The sequence below is a fragment of the Photobacterium proteolyticum genome, assembly GCF_001939735.1.
Lineage (GTDB): Bacteria > Pseudomonadota > Gammaproteobacteria > Enterobacterales > Vibrionaceae > Photobacterium > Photobacterium proteolyticum.
Window position 1 is genome coordinate 1 of the sequence record NZ_MJIL01000053.1, and the last position, 19,388, is coordinate 19,388.

17 protein-coding genes and 1 rRNA gene are annotated in these 19,388 nt (G+C 50.1%); 13 read left to right on the forward strand and 5 right to left on the reverse strand.

Going from position 1 to position 19,388, the window contains the following annotated elements:
* A 16S ribosomal RNA gene (locus BIT28_RS06820) occupies positions 1-182 on the reverse strand; the annotation flags it as partial.
* Positions 183-696: 514 nt separating this feature from the next.
* On the reverse strand, positions 697-1,629 hold the full coding sequence (locus tag BIT28_RS06825; RefSeq protein WP_175577498.1) for a glycosyltransferase: 933 nt from the start codon (positions 1,627-1,629) through the stop codon (positions 697-699).
* 142 nt (positions 1,630-1,771) lie between these two features.
* Between BIT28_RS06825 and BIT28_RS06830 the strand changes: the two genes are divergently transcribed.
* The 13 genes from BIT28_RS06830 to BIT28_RS06890 all read left to right on the forward strand — a co-directional run bounded on the left by BIT28_RS06830 (position 1,772) and on the right by BIT28_RS06890 (position 16,898).
* Positions 1,772-2,893 (forward strand): glycosyltransferase, encoded by a 1,122-nt coding sequence (locus tag BIT28_RS06830; RefSeq protein ID WP_075762892.1) that lies wholly within the window; start codon positions 1,772-1,774, stop codon positions 2,891-2,893.
* Between the two features lie 52 nt (positions 2,894-2,945).
* A complete protein-coding gene (locus tag BIT28_RS06835) occupies positions 2,946-4,277 on the forward strand; it encodes an O-antigen ligase family protein (RefSeq protein WP_075762893.1) in 1,332 nt (443 codons plus the stop codon).
* Positions 4,261-4,956: an acyltransferase gene (locus BIT28_RS06840; RefSeq protein WP_075762894.1), complete on the forward strand. Its 696-nt coding sequence runs from the start codon at positions 4,261-4,263 to the stop codon at positions 4,954-4,956. Before BIT28_RS06835 ends, BIT28_RS06840 begins: the two co-directional genes overlap by 17 nt.
* A 1-nt stretch (position 4,957) precedes the next feature.
* On the forward strand, positions 4,958-6,124 hold the full coding sequence (locus tag BIT28_RS06845; protein ID WP_075762895.1) for a glycosyltransferase family protein: 1,167 nt from the start codon (positions 4,958-4,960) through the stop codon (positions 6,122-6,124).
* 67 nt (positions 6,125-6,191) lie between these two features.
* A complete protein-coding gene (locus BIT28_RS06850; RefSeq protein ID WP_075762896.1) occupies positions 6,192-6,530 on the forward strand; it encodes a hypothetical protein in 339 nt (112 codons plus the stop codon).
* 2 nt (positions 6,531-6,532) lie between these two features.
* Positions 6,533-7,975: a Wzz/FepE/Etk N-terminal domain-containing protein gene (locus tag BIT28_RS06855; protein ID WP_075762897.1), complete on the forward strand. Its 1,443-nt coding sequence runs from the start codon at positions 6,533-6,535 to the stop codon at positions 7,973-7,975.
* Positions 7,972-9,048, forward strand: a complete 1,077-nt coding sequence (locus BIT28_RS06860; protein WP_075762898.1) for a glycosyltransferase — start codon at positions 7,972-7,974, stop codon at positions 9,046-9,048. The genes BIT28_RS06855 and BIT28_RS06860 overlap by 4 nt, the downstream gene beginning before the upstream one ends.
* A 13-nt stretch (positions 9,049-9,061) precedes the next feature.
* On the forward strand, positions 9,062-10,885 hold the full coding sequence (locus BIT28_RS06865; RefSeq protein WP_075762899.1) for a sugar transferase: 1,824 nt from the start codon (positions 9,062-9,064) through the stop codon (positions 10,883-10,885).
* 61 nt (positions 10,886-10,946) lie between these two features.
* Positions 10,947-11,255: an STAS domain-containing protein gene (locus tag BIT28_RS06870; protein ID WP_075762900.1), complete on the forward strand. Its 309-nt coding sequence runs from the start codon at positions 10,947-10,949 to the stop codon at positions 11,253-11,255.
* A 4-nt stretch (positions 11,256-11,259) separates the two neighbouring features.
* The gene (locus BIT28_RS06875; RefSeq protein ID WP_075762901.1) at positions 11,260-12,039 is read left to right on the forward strand and encodes an OmpA family protein; all 780 of its coding nucleotides are present in this window, start codon (positions 11,260-11,262) and stop codon (positions 12,037-12,039) included.
* Positions 12,036-14,711, forward strand: a complete 2,676-nt coding sequence (locus tag BIT28_RS06880; protein WP_075762902.1) for an SLBB domain-containing protein — start codon at positions 12,036-12,038, stop codon at positions 14,709-14,711. The genes BIT28_RS06875 and BIT28_RS06880 overlap by 4 nt, the downstream gene beginning before the upstream one ends.
* Positions 14,708-15,403, forward strand: a complete 696-nt coding sequence (locus tag BIT28_RS06885) for a P-loop NTPase family protein (RefSeq protein ID WP_075762903.1) — start codon at positions 14,708-14,710, stop codon at positions 15,401-15,403. The genes BIT28_RS06880 and BIT28_RS06885 overlap by 4 nt, the downstream gene beginning before the upstream one ends.
* Positions 15,404-15,422: 19 nt before the next feature.
* Complete coding sequence (locus tag BIT28_RS06890) at positions 15,423-16,898, forward strand: fused response regulator/phosphatase (protein WP_075762904.1); 1,476 nt, start codon at positions 15,423-15,425, stop codon at positions 16,896-16,898.
* Here BIT28_RS06890 and BIT28_RS06895 read toward each other — a convergent pair.
* From BIT28_RS06895 to BIT28_RS06905, 3 genes are all read right to left on the reverse strand, one after another.
* Positions 16,895-17,878 (reverse strand): glycosyltransferase family 4 protein, encoded by a 984-nt coding sequence (locus BIT28_RS06895; protein WP_075762905.1) that lies wholly within the window; start codon positions 17,876-17,878, stop codon positions 16,895-16,897. The two genes, BIT28_RS06890 and BIT28_RS06895, sit on opposite strands and share 4 nt — an antisense overlap.
* Positions 17,879-17,965: 87 nt before the next feature.
* A complete protein-coding gene (rplQ, locus tag BIT28_RS06900) occupies positions 17,966-18,352 on the reverse strand; it encodes a 50S ribosomal protein L17 (protein WP_075762906.1) in 387 nt (128 codons plus the stop codon).
* Between the two features lie 33 nt (positions 18,353-18,385).
* A complete protein-coding gene (locus BIT28_RS06905; RefSeq protein WP_075762907.1) occupies positions 18,386-19,375 on the reverse strand; it encodes a DNA-directed RNA polymerase subunit alpha in 990 nt (329 codons plus the stop codon).
* Positions 19,376-19,388: the final 13 nt, after the last annotated feature.

Here is a 19,388-nt window from a genome sequence, read left to right on the forward strand (position 1 = left end):
TTAGCCATCGTTTCCAATGGTTATCCCCCACACTAGGGCAGTTTCCCAGGCATTACTCACCCGTCCGCCGCTCGCCGCCCACAAACGCACCCGAAGGATTGTTTATGTCGCTGCCGCTCGACTTGCATGTGTTAGGCCTGCCGCCAGCGTTCAATCTGAGCCATGATCAAACTCTTCAATTTAAAGTTTTTGATAGCTCAATGAATACTGTTATTAGTTATTTCTAACTAAGAATTGACTGTGCCGATATAGCCGAAGCTATTTCGTATTGGTCACTCAGTTTCATTGATGCCAAATTTGCTTTCACTTTTAAAAAGTGAAGACAAAAGGTTTGACTAATCATTTCACGAGTGCCCACACAGATTGCATGGTCAAATTGTTAAAGAACGNAAGTGAAGACAAAAGGTTTGACTAATCATTTCACGAGTGCCCACACAGATTGCATGGTCAAATTGTTAAAGAACAATTCCTCATTCACTTTCGCTCTGAGGAGGTGCGCCATTCTAAAGATTCAGCGTAAAGTGTCAAACACTTTTTGAAACTTTATTTTTTAAGGCTCTCACCACACCAACTCGTTGCCTGCTTTCTTACTTTAAGAAGCCGCTCTCCGTGTCGGTGAGGCGCATTATAGAGACTTGTTTAAAGTTAGCAAGCCTAAATATAAAAAAAATACACGTTCGAGCAACATATCGCCAATTAATGTGTCTTTGCTTGTTTTAGAGACAATATTCTCAATATATCCCCCCCAACCGCTCTTACACGACACCACTGAGGTTGAAAGCAAAACGCAAATAGTTCATGAAGTATCGATAAAACATAGGCATGTCTCTCCCGATTATATTCCGCTCTACACGTGATCAAGCGGAGGTAACCCCTAATCAAAGTAAAAGGGCGAGCTTTAACAGTACTGGCATGCTTTTTTAAAATATACTTCATCGCACCTAGTCGCTCTTTCGACTCCTGGTTCGCGTAGTCATCTACTTCATGGGTATAGTGGCAAAGCGGTAGGTTCAACACACCTACCTCTCCTTGCTGAGCAACTTTAAGCCACAACTCCCAGTCTGAAGCGAACGATAACGTCGGATCAAACCCACCGGCTTCAACCAAAGCCGACTTTTTAACCACAACCGTACTTGTACCAATCATATTCTCAGTAAATATCAGTGGGGTGAAATTCTTGAAGACAATAAGAGGATAGCGCTGGCCGATAATTCTTTTAAACCTAGGCCAAAAGTTAAAACAGGTAATAATTTCTTTTCCTGACTTAGATATATGCATGTAATCAGTAAAGCTTAATCTCAGTGCCGGGTAGAGTGCATGCAGATTTAACTGACGGGTTAACTTTCCAGGCAGCCAATAATCACTAGGCTCAAGAAACGCTATCATGTCACAGCTACAATGCTGAATGGCTATATTTCTGGCCTTCGACACGCCAACCCGATGAGTAAATATCGCTTTTATATCCGTTTGCAACGCTAACCACTCACGAGAACCATCGACCGAACCGTCATCAACAATAATAATTTCTACATTGCAGCCCTGCCCCCGAATACTATCAATCGCTCTTGGCAAGGTAGAAAGACTATTATTATTCACGATTACGACACTGAGCTTAATTGCCTTCTTCAAATCCATCCCCCGCAGCATTGCAATCCTCTATTCTGCTGACTCTATGCAAGGCCCAAGCCAATCAACTTGAGTATCAATCTTGGCATCAATATTGATACTCAAGAATAGAACGACAAGCTGCTGCGTATAGACTGGGGGCAGAATGAAAAAGATTGGCTACGTTATTCCCGACTCTCCGGCATTGTCAGAGTCCTTTATCGGTATTGAAATCCGAGCCATGATGAGTCTTGGCCATCAAGTCAAACCCTATGCTTTCGATGACAAGATGCTATTCCACCCCATTGATGCTTACCTAGGGTTTAATTGCATCTCGCTTTCAGACGCTCCTATCTATTCACTGTTCAAGATATGGAAAGCCTATCGCTGCCACTCCTTTATTTTAAAGCAACAAGCCATGGGGTATCTGCCTTTACTACGGAAGGGACTACAGCTCGCCTATTTAGCAGAGCGAGATGGCTGCGAACACCTGCATACTCACTTATCCAGTCATCATGCCGCAACAGCGATTGTTGCGGCAAAAATACTCAAGATTCCCATTTCAGTGGTGGGCAGCGACGCCAAGAGCCTGAGCTACAGCCTGCAAGCGGCTGATTTTATCTGTGCAATAACGAAACAAATGCAGAACGAACTGCAACTTGCAACTGAGCAACCCATCTATCATATTCCATTCGGTGTGCACGAGGACAACTACAGCTCTCTAGTACGGGCCTGGCGGCCTCACAAGGATTTTCTCTTAGTCTGTCAAACCGCTGATGCAAAAGAGCTGAGGACTCTAATTGTGGCACTAGAGCAGTTCTCCTCTGAGATCAGTATCGATATCGTTGGAAAGCCCTCTCTGCTCTCGCCTTTTAAGAAACAGCTCGGCAATTTAGCTCTCAATCATCAGATCTCATGTATTAAAAATATGACGCCGAATTGGTACCACCAGCATGCCAGCAATTATAAGGCGCTTATCATGCTCTCTACGGCAAGCACATATCGTAATGCTGATACGCCCGCTTTCACTATCAAGGAAGCGATGGCTTTGGGGCTCCCCATAATAGCAAGTGATCTCCCCATTCATATTGAGATCCTAGATAGTGAAAGCGGGCAGCTATTCCCGGCAGGTGACTCTCATGCTCTTGCCATTGTCATGGAGTCTCACCTAAAGCGTAGCGATAGCGACCTGAATTTACAGCGTGCCTACGCTTTCAACCGAGTAATGACCCTCTTCACCATCTCACATCAGGCAACCCTGTTGTCGAAAAACATTGAGGCACTTTGAGCATGGTGCGGCGCTCACACGATATTCTCACCTTGCCAGAGCCTAGACGCGTATGAGCCGACGCAAGCAACTACTTCTCGCATTGTGTAGCACCATGATGATCTATATTGTCTGGTTTCAGCAAGGCAACCTGGTGTTGCTGATTGGCGTCTTATTTGCTTTGCCTTTCATTATTAGTCAGGCCTTCATCGTCTGCGTGGGCTTCATCATCTTTTCCTACTTTCGGATCCATGAAGCTTTCCCTATTCTGGAGCCTCTTCGTATCCCGCAATTACTGGCCCTTGCCAGCCTGGCCGGACTCGGTTGGCAATTATGGCTCAAACGAGAAACCATCACTTGGCAAAGCCTGCATACCCAACTGGTGATATTCACCGCCTGGGTACTCGTTTCCTGCATCGCTGCAACAAATCGCGCCGAGGCGTTTGCCAATTTCAATGGCAACTTCATCAAGATTTTTATCATGGTATTTGCGATTAGCTGGCTACCAACCCGACTTACACAGCTACAGAAAATTCCATTCTTTCTGATACTGAGCGGACTTTGCATCGGCGGGCTGGCTCTGTACAACAAAGCCAATGGTATTGGGCTTGTCGAAGGCACCCGGGTCACGATTGGACGAGACATTGGCTCTGTTCTGGGCGACCCTAATGACCTGGCCCTGGTGCTTTTGTTTCCCGTTTCATTTGCCCTTGCCTATAGCTTTCATGGCAACAAATGGCAACGAGGCCTTACCATCATCACGCTAATTGTCCTATTGATGAGTATATTGGCAACCCAAAGCCGGGGCGGGCTGTTAGGAATCGCAAGCGGGATATTTGCACTAGCATTATTGAAAAGCCGCTCCGTTATCGCACCGGTCATCTTCAGCAGTATCGGCCTACTCGCACTGATCGCACTGGCCGGGATCAGTGATCGCTCCTCCGGCGGAGCGGCTGAAGACGGTATTGACGAATCCGCGATGGGCCGTATATACGCCTGGCAGGCAGCCTTCAACATGGCTGTCGCCAACCCGTTCACCGGCGTCGGACTCGATAACTTCTTATATAACTATTATTTCTACTCGCCACACTGGGACGGAAAAAACCACGCAGTCCACAGTACCTGGATGCAAATCATCGCAGAAACCGGGTTTGCCGGGTTGGTACTGTTTCTGCTTATGCTTATCGGAGCCCTCAAAGTGAGCTACCGGCTACTGAAAAGATTGAACAACCATGAAATGAAGCCGCTGGCCCAGGGGCTATGGCTTGGCATGGTGTCATTCTGTGTCAGTGGGACCTTTTTAACCCAAGGCACAAACTGGCCCCTTTATATTCTCATTGGCCTGATTCTGGCGCTTGATCGGCTAACACTGATACCGGAGGATAAACATGCGAGCCTTAATTAAACAATACCTCAGCCCAGCCCAAATAATCTCTATCAAACAACTGCTACAGAGAGTCAGGGGAAGCTACCTGCCCTGCATTCCCCTGCTGCATTCACTGCTCTATCATCTGCACCTTGCAACAAAGAACATGATTCATTGCATATTGCAAAAATGCTATTTTACCCCGCTCTTTATTTCCCAGCTTGCTCATCGCCCTAAAAGCCTTCAGCTCGATTGCGGCATGCCACAAATACTCGGCCAGCTCAATATCAGTCTCGGGGAACAATGTCGTCTCTCTGGGGTATCAACATATTGCGGCAGAGTATGGGGGGCACAATTACCGCAATTGATCATCGGTAATAATGTCGATATAGGCTGGCAGAACACCCTGGCCGTCGGTACCAAAATTCAGCTTGATGACAACGTCCGCCTTGCCGGAAAGGTCTTTTTAGCCGGTTTCCCCGGCCACCCCATGGAACCTCACGCCCGCGCTATCGGCCAACCAGATACCGACCAGCAAATCGGCAATATTCATCTATGCCGTGATGTATGGCTTGGCACCGGTGTCATGGTTATGGCCGGTGTCACCATTGGTGAAGGTAGCGTCATCGCTGCAGGCAGCGTAGTGACCAAAAATATCCCACCTGGCGTGCTGGCAGGAGGCAATCCGGCGAAAGTGATCAAAAACTTGGAGTATTAAAATGGAATTTATTGTATTCGGCGAAGACTGGGGACGGCATCCTTCAAGTAGCCAACATATCTTGACTGAGCTAATGGGTCGCTATGAGGTGACTTGGATTAATTCCATCGGGCTACGCCAACCCAAACTGAACTGGCGAGACATTAACAGGGTAAGAGAAAAATTGTACGCAACGCTTGGCCATCGCTCACAGGTTAAAACAGGTAGCACTAAAAAGTGTATTCCCGGCCATGCCCCGGCCACAATCATCAAGCCTCTGGTGTGGCCTGTTGCACAAGCGCCTCTCATCAAAAAAATCAATAATGCATTGCTGAATATGCAGCTTTACCGCAAACAAAAACGCCGCATCATCTGGGCGGCGCTACCCACCGCTGTGGATTACCTGGATATCTGCGACAGTGATCTTGTGATCTATTACTGCGGTGATGACTTTTCATCCCTTGCCGATGTTGATCACCATTACGTCACTGAAATGGAAAAGCGGCTCATTCACCGAGCCGACATTATTCTGGCCTGCAGTCCGGCCTTACAAAACAAATTTCCAGCTAGTAAAACCTGGTTGCTTCCTCATGGCGTCGCCTCATCGCAATTTGCAAAACCTGCGTCTTGTCCTGCCGATATCAGCACGAACCAACCCAATATCGGCTTCTATGGCAGCATCAATAACTGGCTCGATCAAAAACTATTAGTCCACCTGGCCACCGCCCGGCCCGGTATCAACTTCTACCTGGTTGGGCCGGTAAATACGGATATCACCGCACTCAGCCATATTCCAAATATCCACTTCCTGCCTGCTAAGCCCCACCACCAGCTGGCGGGTTATCTTCAGCACTGGACTGCAGCAATTTTACCCTTCATCGATAACGATCAGATCCGAGCCTGTAACCCACTAAAGCTAAGGGAATACCTGGCGGCTGGCTGCCCGGTGATCAGCGCTAATTTTCCTGCTGTTCACCCCTATCAGCCATTGGTAACAACTGCCACCAGCCCGAATGAGTGGCTACAAGCAATTGATAGCTATTGCCAGTTGAGCCACAGTGAACGACAAGCTTATGCCGAGCAGGCCTCTGTACGAATCGCCCATGAAAGCTGGGAGAACCGCGCCAATGCCGTTATCGAATTGATAAATTCAAAACTAATGTCCGAAAAAACAGACTCCCCGTCATAATTTTTCTAACTCTGGGCACCTTTTTTGCTACTACTTCTATATACCCGTTAACAGAGAAGGTAGTCAGATGAAAAGGATCCTTTGTCTATGCAGCAGCCTCATTTTATGGGGGTGTGCCAGTACGGTTCATACCCCTCAGGAGCTCACCCTCTATTTCAGCCCGGAACAAACCTCCCTGACCGCTGAGCAGAGCAGAAAGATAACCAACTTTCTCGACAACCACCCCTATCACCAGTTGACGGCTTTGGTTGCACCGGCGGCAATGGAGGATCCTTTCAAAGCGCTCGTCCAGGGACAAAAACGTATTCAGGCTGTCAGCCAGATTTCCGACGATCGAGAAATCCCGTTATTGCTGAAATACGCCCCCAAACAGACAGCTGATACGCTGATCTTGATGAGACAATAGCCATGCGGCACAAGTTATTTGCCAAGCTCTATCCGCTAATCCATGCCATGTGGGTTCACAGGTATCTGATCCTGCTGCCGGTACTTATCATGCCGTTACTGATGACAGCAGGCAGTTTCCTCAAGGCCAAGCGCTACTATGCCCAAACCACAATCCTGGTTCAGGAAGCGGCAATGCTCAATCCGTTTCTCGAAGACCTCTCCATTTCAATGAACCTGAAACAGCGTATAAAGGCATTACGGGTTTTGCTGCACAGCCACTCGGTATTGGAACGGGTTACTACCGAGCTTGAGCTGGCCCCCGTCACAGACAAAACGCAAAGAGAAGTCGTCATCAGCAACCTAAGTCAGAGCCTGAGTGTTACCCTAGTCGGCAATGATTTGGTTCAGCTTGGGCTAAACTGGCCAACCCCGAGTGAAATGCCGGTGATTTTGAACAAAGTCTCCGATATTTTTCTCGACAAGCTCCGCGCTCCGGGACGGGCCTCCGTCGACGGTTCTGAAGTCTTTCTCCACAAGCAGCTTGAATCGACCCAGCAAGATCTCGAGCTGGCCGAAAGCGAACTGGCTTTGTTCAAAGCCGAGCATGCCGATAACCTTCCCCAGCTACAGGGAATGAAGGTACAAAACGATGCCCGCCTTAATTCACTCATTCAGGAAACAGAACTAGCCCTGCTGCACGCCAAGACCCAGCGTGATAATTTCTTCCAGCGCCTGGCCAGCACCAATCCGGTTGTCGGGATGCTGGAAGAGGAAATCGTCAAAGCCGAGGCCGAGCTGGCAATGCTGCGAGCAAGCTATACCGACCGCCACTCAGCGGTCAAAGCGGTACTGCGCAAGCTTGGTCGCCTGAAGCAAGAACGTTCCCGACTGGTTGACGAGCAGCAATCCCTCAGCGCCCAGGAAGTCAGTCAACTCTGGCAGCGCGTGGCAAACCATACCCAAAGCCGCGATAACAATAACCAACCAATACTGCTCAGCCAGTTCGAAAAACTTCAGCAGGCGGAAAGCCAGATCCAGACATTGGATGGTGAGCTGAAGCTGCTTCAGGCACAGGCTACCCAGATACAGAGCAAAAGGGCCGAGTTCGCTACATTGGAAAAGCAGCTAAAGATCCTGCAGCGTAACTATGACGTCAAATCCAGGATCTATAACCAGCTTCTGGAGCGTTATGAAATGGCCAAGGTTACAGGCCACCTCGGCCGTTTTGAGGAACCCGACAAACTGCAGATCATCGATCGCCCAATCCAACCCCACCGCCCGCTGAACTGGCCATGGTGGCTTAATTTTCTTCTCGGCATTGTCGCTGGACTCGGACTCGGCCTGTCCCTTGCCTGTGCCGTACAGCTACTAGATACCCGGTTATACCAGACAACCCAAATCAATCGGCTAACCCGAGTACCGGTACTCGCCAGGATCCCCAACTTTCCAGGGAGTTCATCATGAAGCATGTCACACTACAAATTGTCCAGCACCTGTGTCCAGGCGGTATCGAGAGACTCGTTCTCAATCTACTGCGCTTTTCCTCTCCCAGTCATGATGTCTACGTTGTCTCGCTAGAAGGAGAGAAGCACTCGGCCATTGCAGCCTGGCCTGAATTGCAACCGTTCGCATCTCGCCTTTTCTTTCTCGGCAAACCCAAGGGCAGGGATCTCAATACGGTGATTTCATTGCGACAGCTCATCAAGCAGCTCAAGGTGACCACCGTACACTCCCACCATCTTGGCCCATTACTCTATACCCGTCTCGCCACTATTGGCCTATCCCTTAATCACATCCAGACCGAGCATGACAGCTGGCACTTGCACGACACCAAACAGCGACTCATCACCCGCTGGCTATTAAAAGGGGCCAATATTCATTTAATCGCCGATGCCCCCCGGGTTGCCGAACAACTGAAACAATATGGGATCACCACCAGCCAGGTCATCGTCAACGGCATAGACACCGAACACTTTACGCCCGGTAACCAGCTACTCGCCAGGCAGGTTCTCCAACTTCCCGCCAATCAGATCATTATTGGTTGTGCCGGCCGGTTAGTGCCGGAGAAGGGAATCGATACCATGCTCGAGGCACTCACTTTCCTTCCGGACAACCATCGACTAGCCATCGCAGGCAGTGGACCTGAGCAATCCTCGCTAGTTAAAAAAGCCGAACAGCTTGGAGTTTCCCACCGAGTTCACTGGCTTGGGCATTGCGCCAACATGCGAAATTATTACCGGGCGATTGATATTTTCTGTATGCCCTCCCGCCAGGAAGGGCTGCCTCTGGCATTGCTTGAAGCCCAGGCCTGCGGCAAAAGCGTCGTCGCAACAGCTGTCGGGGGGATTCCGGACCTACTTTGCCCGCACAGCGGCCTGCTTATCAACCCCGATGAGCCACAAGATCTGGCCAGAGCACTAACAAAAGGGTTAGGCGCAGCTGAAACCTATCGTGAAAGTAATGCCCAATACATTCGTAATCAGGCTGACGTCCGGATAATGACGGCCACTTACGAAGCATTAGCTCATTCAAACTAGGGGGGGAATAACAATGACACTCGAATGGATGTTACTCATCTTTCTTAGCCTGCTTATTGTTTATCACCATATGATCTACACCAGTATGATGATCTGGCTTGGCCGAAATCGCAGTGCCAGTGAACATGAAACACGTTCCAACTCAGCAAATGAGGAGCAGGTCGAAGAGCATGACCAATACTTTCCTTCTATTGCTCTGGTCATGCCGGCGCACAACGAGGAGCAATGCATTGAAGCCAAGCTGGCTAACCTGCTGATGCTGGACTATCCGGCTGAGCAGCTCTCCGTCTGGATTTGCTGCGATGGCTGTACCGATCAAACCGCCAGGATCATTGATTGCTGGAAAAATAAGTTTAGCGCCGCGGGCATTGCGCTTCACGTCATAGAGGATGAAACCAACCGCGGTAAGCTGGCTCGGATAAATCAGCTAATGGCGCAAGCGAAAGATACCTCCGAGCTTATTGCCCTCAGCGATGTCTCTGCCCTGATCTCCATCGATGCCTTGAAACAAGCCGCGGCAAACTTCCGCAACCCGCAAACCGGGGCAATTACGTGCTGCTACCTACTGGCCGAGGCCACACTGGGCGAAGAGCAATACTGGCAATGGCAGAACAACATCCGCCATGCCGAATCCCACCTTGGTAATGTGATGGGAGGAAATGGCGCTTTTTATATCATGCGCGCCAAGCTATTTACCCCACTGCCGGAAGATACCATCAACGATGACTTCATGTTGCCGATGACAGTGATCAAACAAGGCTACAATGTCGTGTTTAACCAAAGCATCAACAGCGTCGAGCTCACCCCCACCGACGAACAACATAACCACAAACGCCGCCAGCGTATTGGAGCCGGCAACCTTCAGCAGCTAATACGCTGCCGGTTCCTGTTCCAGTTCCGTCACTACAAGACCAACTGGCTATTTGCATCGGGCAAGGGACTTCGTACCGTTATGCCTTTTATTCTGCTGTTCTATTTTGCTCTTAGCATCATCATGGCATGGCAAGGAGTCGGGGTTGCCCAGGGATTAGTCGCTTTACAGAGTGTTGCCTATCTACTGGCACTGCTGCCTTTGTTGGGTATCCACAGCCGTCTAACCGACAAGCTGCATTACTTTATTGGCGGCTACTTCTCCTCCCTGCTCGGTATGCTCCGGTATCTCGGCGGCCAGTTTCGACAAGGGTGGCGCCACCTGCCTCCTATCGCAAACTATCAGACACAATCAACCCAGGCCCTCAAACGCAGCAGTGATATTATCCTCAGCCTGGTAGGCATGTTGCTTACCCTTCCCCTATGGCCATTGCTGGCAATTCTTATCAAACTCGACTCGCCAGGACCTGCCTTCTACCATCAGCTCAGGGTCGGTCGGATCACCGAGGACAAGGCAGAGCTCTTTAACGTCATCAAGTTCCGAACCATGAGCCAGAATGCTGAGAATCAGTCTGGTGCTGTCTGGGCTACCCAGAATGATCCGCGCATCACACGTGTTGGGCGCTTTCTCAGGGCGACCAGGCTTGACGAACTACCTCAGTTTATCAATGTGTTAAGGGGAGATATGTCGTTAATCGGCCCACGACCAGAGCGTCCCGAAATGTGTGGCGATTTGCAAAATGCATTGCCTTTTTATCTCGAGCGGACCGCTGGCCTTCGTCCCGGCATTACCGGTCTGGCACAAGTCAACCAGGGCTATGACAGCTGTCTGGATGATGTAAAAAACAAAATAGCCTGGGATCACGCGTACGCCGTAGCATTAGGCTCACCGCTTCAATGGCTTAGAATGGATTTCTACATCATTTTTAAAACACTCTACATCATGGTATCCAAACGCGGACAATAGTTGGCATATCACTTGTATTACTTACCCGTAAGCAAAAGTCAATTTCAGACAAGAGGTTAGTATGCAAGCTATAACAGGTTCTGTCGTTACCCTGCCAATTCACGATGAGTTTGATGCCCATATTGCCAGACAAATGGAGCCAGAGTTTGAGTCACTCAGCCAAACCGAGGAAAGTGAGCTGATACTTGACCTGACACAGGTACAATTTATTGACTCCTGCGGAATAGGTGCCATTGTTTTCTTATACAAACGATTGAAAAGCAGAGATAAAAAATTACGCCTGCTTAATGTCAATGGCCAGCCACGCCAGCTGATGCAAATGTTACGGATAGACAAGGTGATCCCGATGATCACCTCAGCGGAGTTGTGACGATATGGATAAACTGCCGATCCTGCTGATGATCTTAGCGATCAGCGGCTGTACAACCTGGCCCACATCGGGTGAAAACCCGTACACACCGCCGGATAAGGATCAATGGCTTGAGCTCGAGCATCATGACTTCGAGCTGCAACTGCTGGCTACTCGGGGAGCCAAGCTCTGCCTTCCCGGCCAGTACCAGCAGCTGGAAAACTTATACAGCAAGGCTCGCCAGGAAGCCAAAGCCGGATTTAGCGATGATGCCGATATCACGCTACTGGAATACCAGACGCAATTTGGCAAGATCCAGCGTCAGATGGACTGGCTGGAATACCACACCCTGTGCCTGGATCCCCGCTATTCAGAAATAGAGCTCAGAGATAGATTCCTGCTGCTAATGCGTATCGACAACCAGTTTGCCTTTAATCGAGCCAAGCTACTGCCCGACTACCAGCAGGCACTCAGGCGTGCAGCATCAATTCTAAAACGCCAGAACCACTGGCACCTCCAGCTAACCGGTCATACCGACACCATCGGCACCCGGGAAAGTAACAACCAATTAGGCATGAAACGAGCCGATGCCGTACGCAGATACCTAATAGAACAGGGTGTCGACGCCAATCAGATAACGACCTTTAGCGCAGGCGAAGAGCTATCTGTCGAAGATCCCCGCTCTCGGACCCAACGGCTCAGCAACCGCAAAGTAGATGCCAAAGTCCTTGTCGAACACCACACCCGTTCCATTCATCGGGTCTACTCACTGCAAGACTGGCATGCAGTCAGGGAGTCGCTATGAGTCGAGCCTTGCTGTTGGTACTGCTGCTCATTATTGCTCCGGCCTGGGGGACAACCCTGACCCCCGGTGACCGGGTGTACCTGCAGCTCCCCGGCGAGAGTGCATTTGACGATCCTTTTACCATTGATGACCAAGGGCAGCTCAGGCTACCCGAAGCAGGCCTTATCACCGTTGCCGGTCTCAGCATCGACGAAGCAGAGCAAAGGATCCGTAAACGGCTCAGTACCATCTACCGAAATTTAGACGAACTTGAACTGAGCATCATGGAGCATCTGATCCGTATACAGGTTCTCGGCTATGTCGAGCAGCCGGGTATGGTCTCGCTCAAACCCGGTAGCAATATACAAATGGCCGTCGCCGAAGCTGGCGGAGCAAGGCCCGGGGCCCAGCTGGACCAGTTCAAGTTAATCCGAAACAGCAAGACACAAGTCTTCAACTATAAGCAATACCTTGATTCTGGTGATCCCGGTCAGCTACCAGCCATCAAGAGCGGCGATACTATCTTTGTTCCGGCCTCTCCTTTATTGGGTAACATCGAGGTGAACTTTGATGCTGCTTCCCTAAGGGAAGGCGGGGATGCCGACGAAGAACAAGGGATCACGATTTTTGGTGAACTGCGTAACCCCGGTACATTTAGCTTCAAGCCGGATATGACAGTCGTCGATGCGCTCATGCGGGCTGATGGTGTCACCCGTTACGCCGATGTCACCAAGATACGGGTCATTACCGACAATATCCCATACCAGTTTGATCTCAAGGCCTATCTTGATACCGGTGATGCCAGCAACCTGCCGCCAATCAAACCCGGCACCACGATTTTTGCACCAATTGAAGTTGAAGATATCAATACGACATCACGGACTGTCTACGTCATGGGTGAGGTCAAAGCCCCCGGCGCCTACGAGAGCTCTCCCGGAACAGGCTTTATTGATGTACTGGCCAATGCTGGCGGCCCCACCCGGTTTGCCGATACGACGCACATCAAGTTGCTCAGCAATGTGAACGCCCCACTCAGCATCAACCTGGTCGAATATACTCAAGACCCTAGCCAAAGTACGCTCCCCCCGATCGAGCCCGGCGATGTTATCTTCGTGCCCGAGAAAATCGACTTCAACGAAAAGTCGTGGCTGAAAGTCACCAATGACCGTGCTATCAAAATCATCGGGGCCATCTACAACCCGGGCCGTTTTGAGTGGAGTAACTCCATGAGCTTCATGGATCTGCTGGCCCATGCCGGCGGACCAAAACAACAGGCTAACCTGAGCAATATCCGGATCATCCGCGAATCCGCCGCAAAAAACGAACCCAGAGTGACCTTTTTTGACTTTGTCGAATTTACCAAGGCCGGCCAGCCGAAAGGTAAACTCCCGCAGTTGAGGGCAGGTGATACCGTGATTGTGGATGAACTCCCCCATGATCCAACCGACAATAAATCCAGCTGGCTACGCCAGTCAGCCAGAGACTCCATCTATATTTTTGGCCAGGTCGGCGCCCCGGGTCGTTACGCCTTCAATAACGAACAGGGATTTCTCGATATTCTTTCGGCAGCAGACGGACCAACCGGCGAAGCGGATATCCAGGAAGTCCTGATCAGCCACCGCAGCGGCAAGGGTACCGAGGTAACCCGCTTTAACCTCTCGAATTACTTCGAAACCGGCAATGAATCGCTCATTCCCGATGTAGCCCCTGGCGATGTCATTTATATCCCACAGTTGGAGAAGGCTGCCGACGAACGTGCAGTCAAGGTGATCGGCGCCGTCAACGCCCCCGGACGCTTCAAATGGAACGATACTATGACGTTTCTCGATATCCTTGCTATGGCTGGCGGGCCCAAGCAGCAGGCAAATATCAGCAACATCAGGCTCATCAAGGAACAACAGAACACTCCCGAAAATGTCATCTACTTTGACCTGGAGAATTTCATCAATGAAGGGGGCAATTTCGCCGCCTTACCACTGCTAGATGCCGGTGATACCATCGTCATCGACGAGCTTCCCCATGACCCGACCGATAATAAAGCCAGCTGGATCCGCCAGTCAGCCGATGACTCCATCTATGTCTTTGGTCAGGTCGGCGCACCGGGACGCTATGCCTTCAATCGGGAGCTGGGATTTCTCGACATCCTTTCCGCTGCCGACGGACCAAACGGCGATGCCGACCTGCGGCAGATCCGGATCAGCCACCGCGATAAAAGCCAGGCCCAGGTGACCAAGCTAAATCTTTCCCTTTATTTTGAAACGGGTGACGAAAGCCTGCTACCCGTTGTCGTTCCCGGCGATGTTATCTATGTACCCAAGGAGCAGGGAAACTGGCTCGATAAACCGGCTGAACGGGTGGTACGCCTGATGGGTTCGGTCAACAAGCCCGGACGTTATACCTTCAACAACCAGATGAACATTCTTGATCTGCTGGCCGAAGCCGGTGGCCCGTCAGATGAAGCCTATATCGAACGGATCATGATTGTGAATACGTCATGCTGTGGCGATCAGGCCCAAACCTTTAACCTGCGTGACTATGTCATCGATCCGGCCCGTTACCCTCTCCCCCTGCTTCGTCCCGGCGATACCGTTTATGTGCCCAATGAAAGTGACTCTATCGGGGAGCAATGGCGACAGGGGCTGCGGGATGTATTAGGACTATTCACCCTTATTGCCTTGGGAGCCGCACTATGAAGCCCTGGTTAAGTGCAGAGTACGATCAACTCTTTCACAAAATTCATCAACTTGACGCGCGGGTGATCACCCTGGCTGGAGCAAGTCCGGGCTGCGGCACATCAACCCAATCAATGTGGCTGGCCAGACGATGCGCCGAAGACCAGCACAGCGTACTGTTGATCGACCTTGATCTGTCGGGATCCGGGCAGGGTTACCCTTCCGGCCCATGGCAAAGCGACGGTACCGGCGAGTCAGATGTGATAATCCATCTTGATCAACAGCTTGATCTTTTGCCCCAGCCCAGCGTTCACCGGACCATTCTTGATCTTCGCCAACCGCAAATGCTCGCCGCCGCACTGGAGCGCTGGAAGAAAAACTATCACTATATCATCTGCGATATCGGCACCATCAGCACTGCCAACTGGCAAAACTTACCGATAACAGCCATCAGCCATATCAGCGATGCATCGATTCTCTGTCTGGCGGCTGCGCAAACGACAGAGAGTGAGCTCTTGACCAGTATGACAAAACTGGAACAGGGAGGCGTCCGTCTGCTCGGAACATTGATTAACGACAAGAGCAACCCTTCCCTGTCACAGGAAATCATCCGGGTACTTCACGGTAAAGCACGCTGGATACCCGAAACAATCAAGCGCAGACTGATCCACTACCTGCAGCATAACCCTCTGTTACTCGGTAAGTATCAATAAGCCAGGGAAATATCACTAAATGAGCCAACTTCTGTTTCAACGTCAGTTCACGCTTAGCTATGACAATCTAAAGTCGATACGAAAAGTACTGGCAGACAAAGCCTATGTTATGGCTCTCGGCCCCGAGCGGACTCAAAACCTCAAGCTGGTGTGCAGTGAGTATTGCACTAACCTGCTTGATCACCAAGCCGAGCCAGCAAACCGCATTTCGATCAGCTATGAACGCTCAGGTCACCATCACTACCTCGCCATTGAAGACAACGGTTCTGCATGGCTAGAGCTCGAAGAGCAACTACAGAGCGCTGAATTGCCAAGTTGTGAAGTGGAAAACGGAATGGGGCTGGCATTGATCCGCGCAACATTTCCGGATTTTGACTATCAGATCACCCCCACCCATAACCGGATCCGTTTCCGGCTACCAAGGCAAACTACACGTAAACAAATTCTGATTGTGGATGATAGCAGCAGCCAGTTAGCTCTATTGGCCAGCTTCCTTGAGCCGGATTATCAGCTGGCGCTGTTTAGCCAGGCAAGCGAAGCACTGGTCTGGCTGGCCAAGAACCACTGCGATCTGGTACTGGCTGATCTTCACATGCCAAATATCAACGGCTTTGACTTTCGAAATAAGGTGGCCGCATTCGAACGTCATCAAATGCTGCCTTTCGTTTTTCTCTCCGGCGATACAAAAGACAACACACGCAGTGCTGCCGCACAGTCGGGCATTGATGACTTCCTGACAAAACCCATCACCAAGCCACACTTGCTCAGCGTTCTGGGCAGGGTTATCGAACGACACCGAAATTTATCAGCCAGCTTCGAGGCCAAGCTGAAACAACAAATCACAGCCAACAACAACCATAGCGATGTTCAGGCGATCCCTTCCCCTTTGCAATTACTCATCGACCAACAACCGCAAGTCGGTGGTGACTTTGTCATGCAACGCCAGTTAGAAGACAGCTCACAGTTACTCGTGCTAGGCGATCAGATGGGTCACGGACTTGCCGCAAAAATCAATGGCTCGGTATGTTTCGGCTTTATCGGCGGGTTGTTGTATCACAATAATACCTCACCCAAACAACTATTTACGTCACTCAACCGCTACCTCTATCACGCCAACGAGGCAACCAGCCTGATATGTCTGCTGGTTATCCATATCAACAAAGACAGTACCGTGACAATTTATAATGCCGGCATGCCAAATCCTGTGCTGTTGGGTAGTACAGCTCAGGAAATCGAGGGCGGTATGGGGCTGTTAGGGCTCTTCGAAACCATTGACGTAGTCGGTACAAAAGTACAACTATCAGCGAACGATAGCCTGCATTTCTATAGCGATGGATTGTTCGAGGGAAAATGGTGCCAAGAGCAGCTCAATAACTTTCAGGCGATTAATACTCTACAACGGCATGCTTACCTGTGGCAAAGCACTCCTCAAAATCCTGCCGATGACTGCAGCGTGCTAACCATACTCTGTGATGGACAAGAGCGAACAAATTAACCTAGTTGGTATATTTCGGCCAACTGTGGCCAGCGAGTTTCAGCAGCAAAATGGGTTGCGATACGGTGCTGTGAATACTGGGAAAGTTGTAGCCACCCAACATCCCCGGTCAGATCAAGATCATCGATCAATACCGTTAGCTGCTCCCATTGTGGTTCGACAACCAGACTTCTTGATGGCAACAAGGACGCTAGCTCCCCCACGTTTGTCGCAACAACCGGCACCCCATGAGCCATCGCCTCAAGTGCCGCCATAGGCAAGCCTTCAGCACGCGAGCTAATAACCAGCAAGTCGAGCTGCCTCCAGTAGCTATCCATGGATTTCACTGCACCGTGCCAGTTAATCTCCCCCGCCCCCTCCACTATTGATCTAAGCTCACCGTCGCCAAAGACATGAAACTGACAAGCTGGCAGTTGCCTGCTCAAGTGAACAAAGCGATCAATACCTTTCTCAAAGCTCAAGCGGCCGACAAAGCCAACCTGCAACTGGGTATGTCGTTGTCGCTGAGTCATTGGTGGCAGGTCAAAAATGAAATTGCGGAGCAATTCGCAGTGAAACGGAATACGTGACTGGATCCGCTGACTCACGGCAATATTGCGCGAAAGGAAACTTGTCGCACGATTTAATCCTTCATACAAAGCCAGCTTGCCCGACAGGGCCTCGCCAGCATGAAAGCTGACAACCAACTGATATGAAGATAAGGCTCGATACAGCCTTGCAATAAGCGCGGCTTTATAGCCATGGGCATGCACAACATCCCCTGCACTTAATCGCCTGAAAAAGGCAGAACAGGTAGAGTCCGAGATAAAACGAAATGGGATCTGCGACTCGGCAAGTAGCGCATACAGGGGATGGGCAGAGTAACGACGAAAAAAAACAACTTCAACATCAAAACCTTGGCGGCGAATAAGTCGCGCCAACTGCTGAATGTGACTTTCAACGCCACCAAAGCCGGAACTGTCTACAAACAAATAAACCATACATAACCCTCGCTGCTATCCCGAAAGTCATGCAAAAAAAAAGCCGAGTCAAAGACTCGGCCTCTTTTTTATTTAACGTGCTAGTGCTTATTCAGCAGCAGCTTCTTCCTGAGCTTCAGGACGATCTACTAGCTCGATGTAAGCCATAGGGGCTTTATCGCCTGAACGGAAACCGCACTTCATGATGCGAGTGTAACCGCCCGGACGTTGAGCAAAACGTGGACCTAATTCGTTAAATAGTTTCGCAACAACTTCGTTATCACGAGTACGTGCGAATGCAAGACGACGGTTAGCAACACTGTCAGTCTTTGCTAGGGTAATCAATGGCTCAATTACGCGACGCAGCTCTTTTGCCTTAGGCAGGGTAGTCTTGATAAGCTCGTGACGTACCAGAGAGCCAGCCATGTTGCTGAACATCGCTTTGCGATGGCTGCTGTTGCGGTTGAGTTGACGACCACTCTTACGATGGCGCATGACCTAATCCTTCTAACTAGATATCAGTAACTATTAATCTTCAGCGATTGATGCCGGCGGCCAGTTTTCCAGGCGCATACCCAGAGACAGACCACGTGAAGCCAGCACGTCTTTGATTTCAGTCAAAGACTTCTTACCAAGGTTTGGCGTTTTAAGTAGCTCAACCTCAGTGCGCTGAACAAGATCACCGATGTAGTGGATCGCTTCTGCTTTCAGACAGTTAGCAGAGCGAACAGTTAGTTCAAGATCGTCTACAGGACGCAGTAGGATCGGATCGAACTCCGGCTTCTCTTCTTTCTCTTCAGGAACTCGTACATCACGTAGATCTACGAATGCATCCAGTTGCTCAGCAAGAATTGTTGCTGCGCGACGGATAGCTTCCTCAGGATCAAGCGTACCGTTAGTCTCCATATCGATAACAAGCTTGTCTAGGTCAGTACGTTGTTCAACACGTGCTGCCTCTACTGCGTATGCGATACGGTCAACTGGGCTGAAAGTTGCATCAACTAGCAGACGACCAATTGGGCGCTCATCTTCTTCAGTGTGAATACGAGCAGACGCTGGTACATAGCCACGACCACGTTCTACCTTGATGCGCATGCTGATATCAGCATTGTCATCAGTTAGGTGGCAGATTACGTGTTCTGGGTTCGCAATCTCAACATCACCGTCGTGGGTGATGTCACCTGCAACAACAGGGCCTGCACCAGATTTGTTCAGAGTAAGGATAACTTCGTCTTTACCCTCAACCTTAACGGCTAGACCTTTAAGGTTTAGAAGGATCTCAAGAACATCTTCCTGTACTCCTTCTTTGGTGCTGTACTCGTGTAACACACCGTCGATCTCAACTTCAGTAACGGCACAACCCGGCATTGAAGACAGTAGAATACGACGTAGAGCGTTACCTAGCGTGTGGCCGAAACCACGCTCTAGTGGCTCAAGAGTTACTTTTGCGTGCGTCGTATTAACTTGTTCAATATCAACAAGACGCGGCTTAAGAAATTCTGTTACAGAACCCTGCATTGTGTCCTCTCTT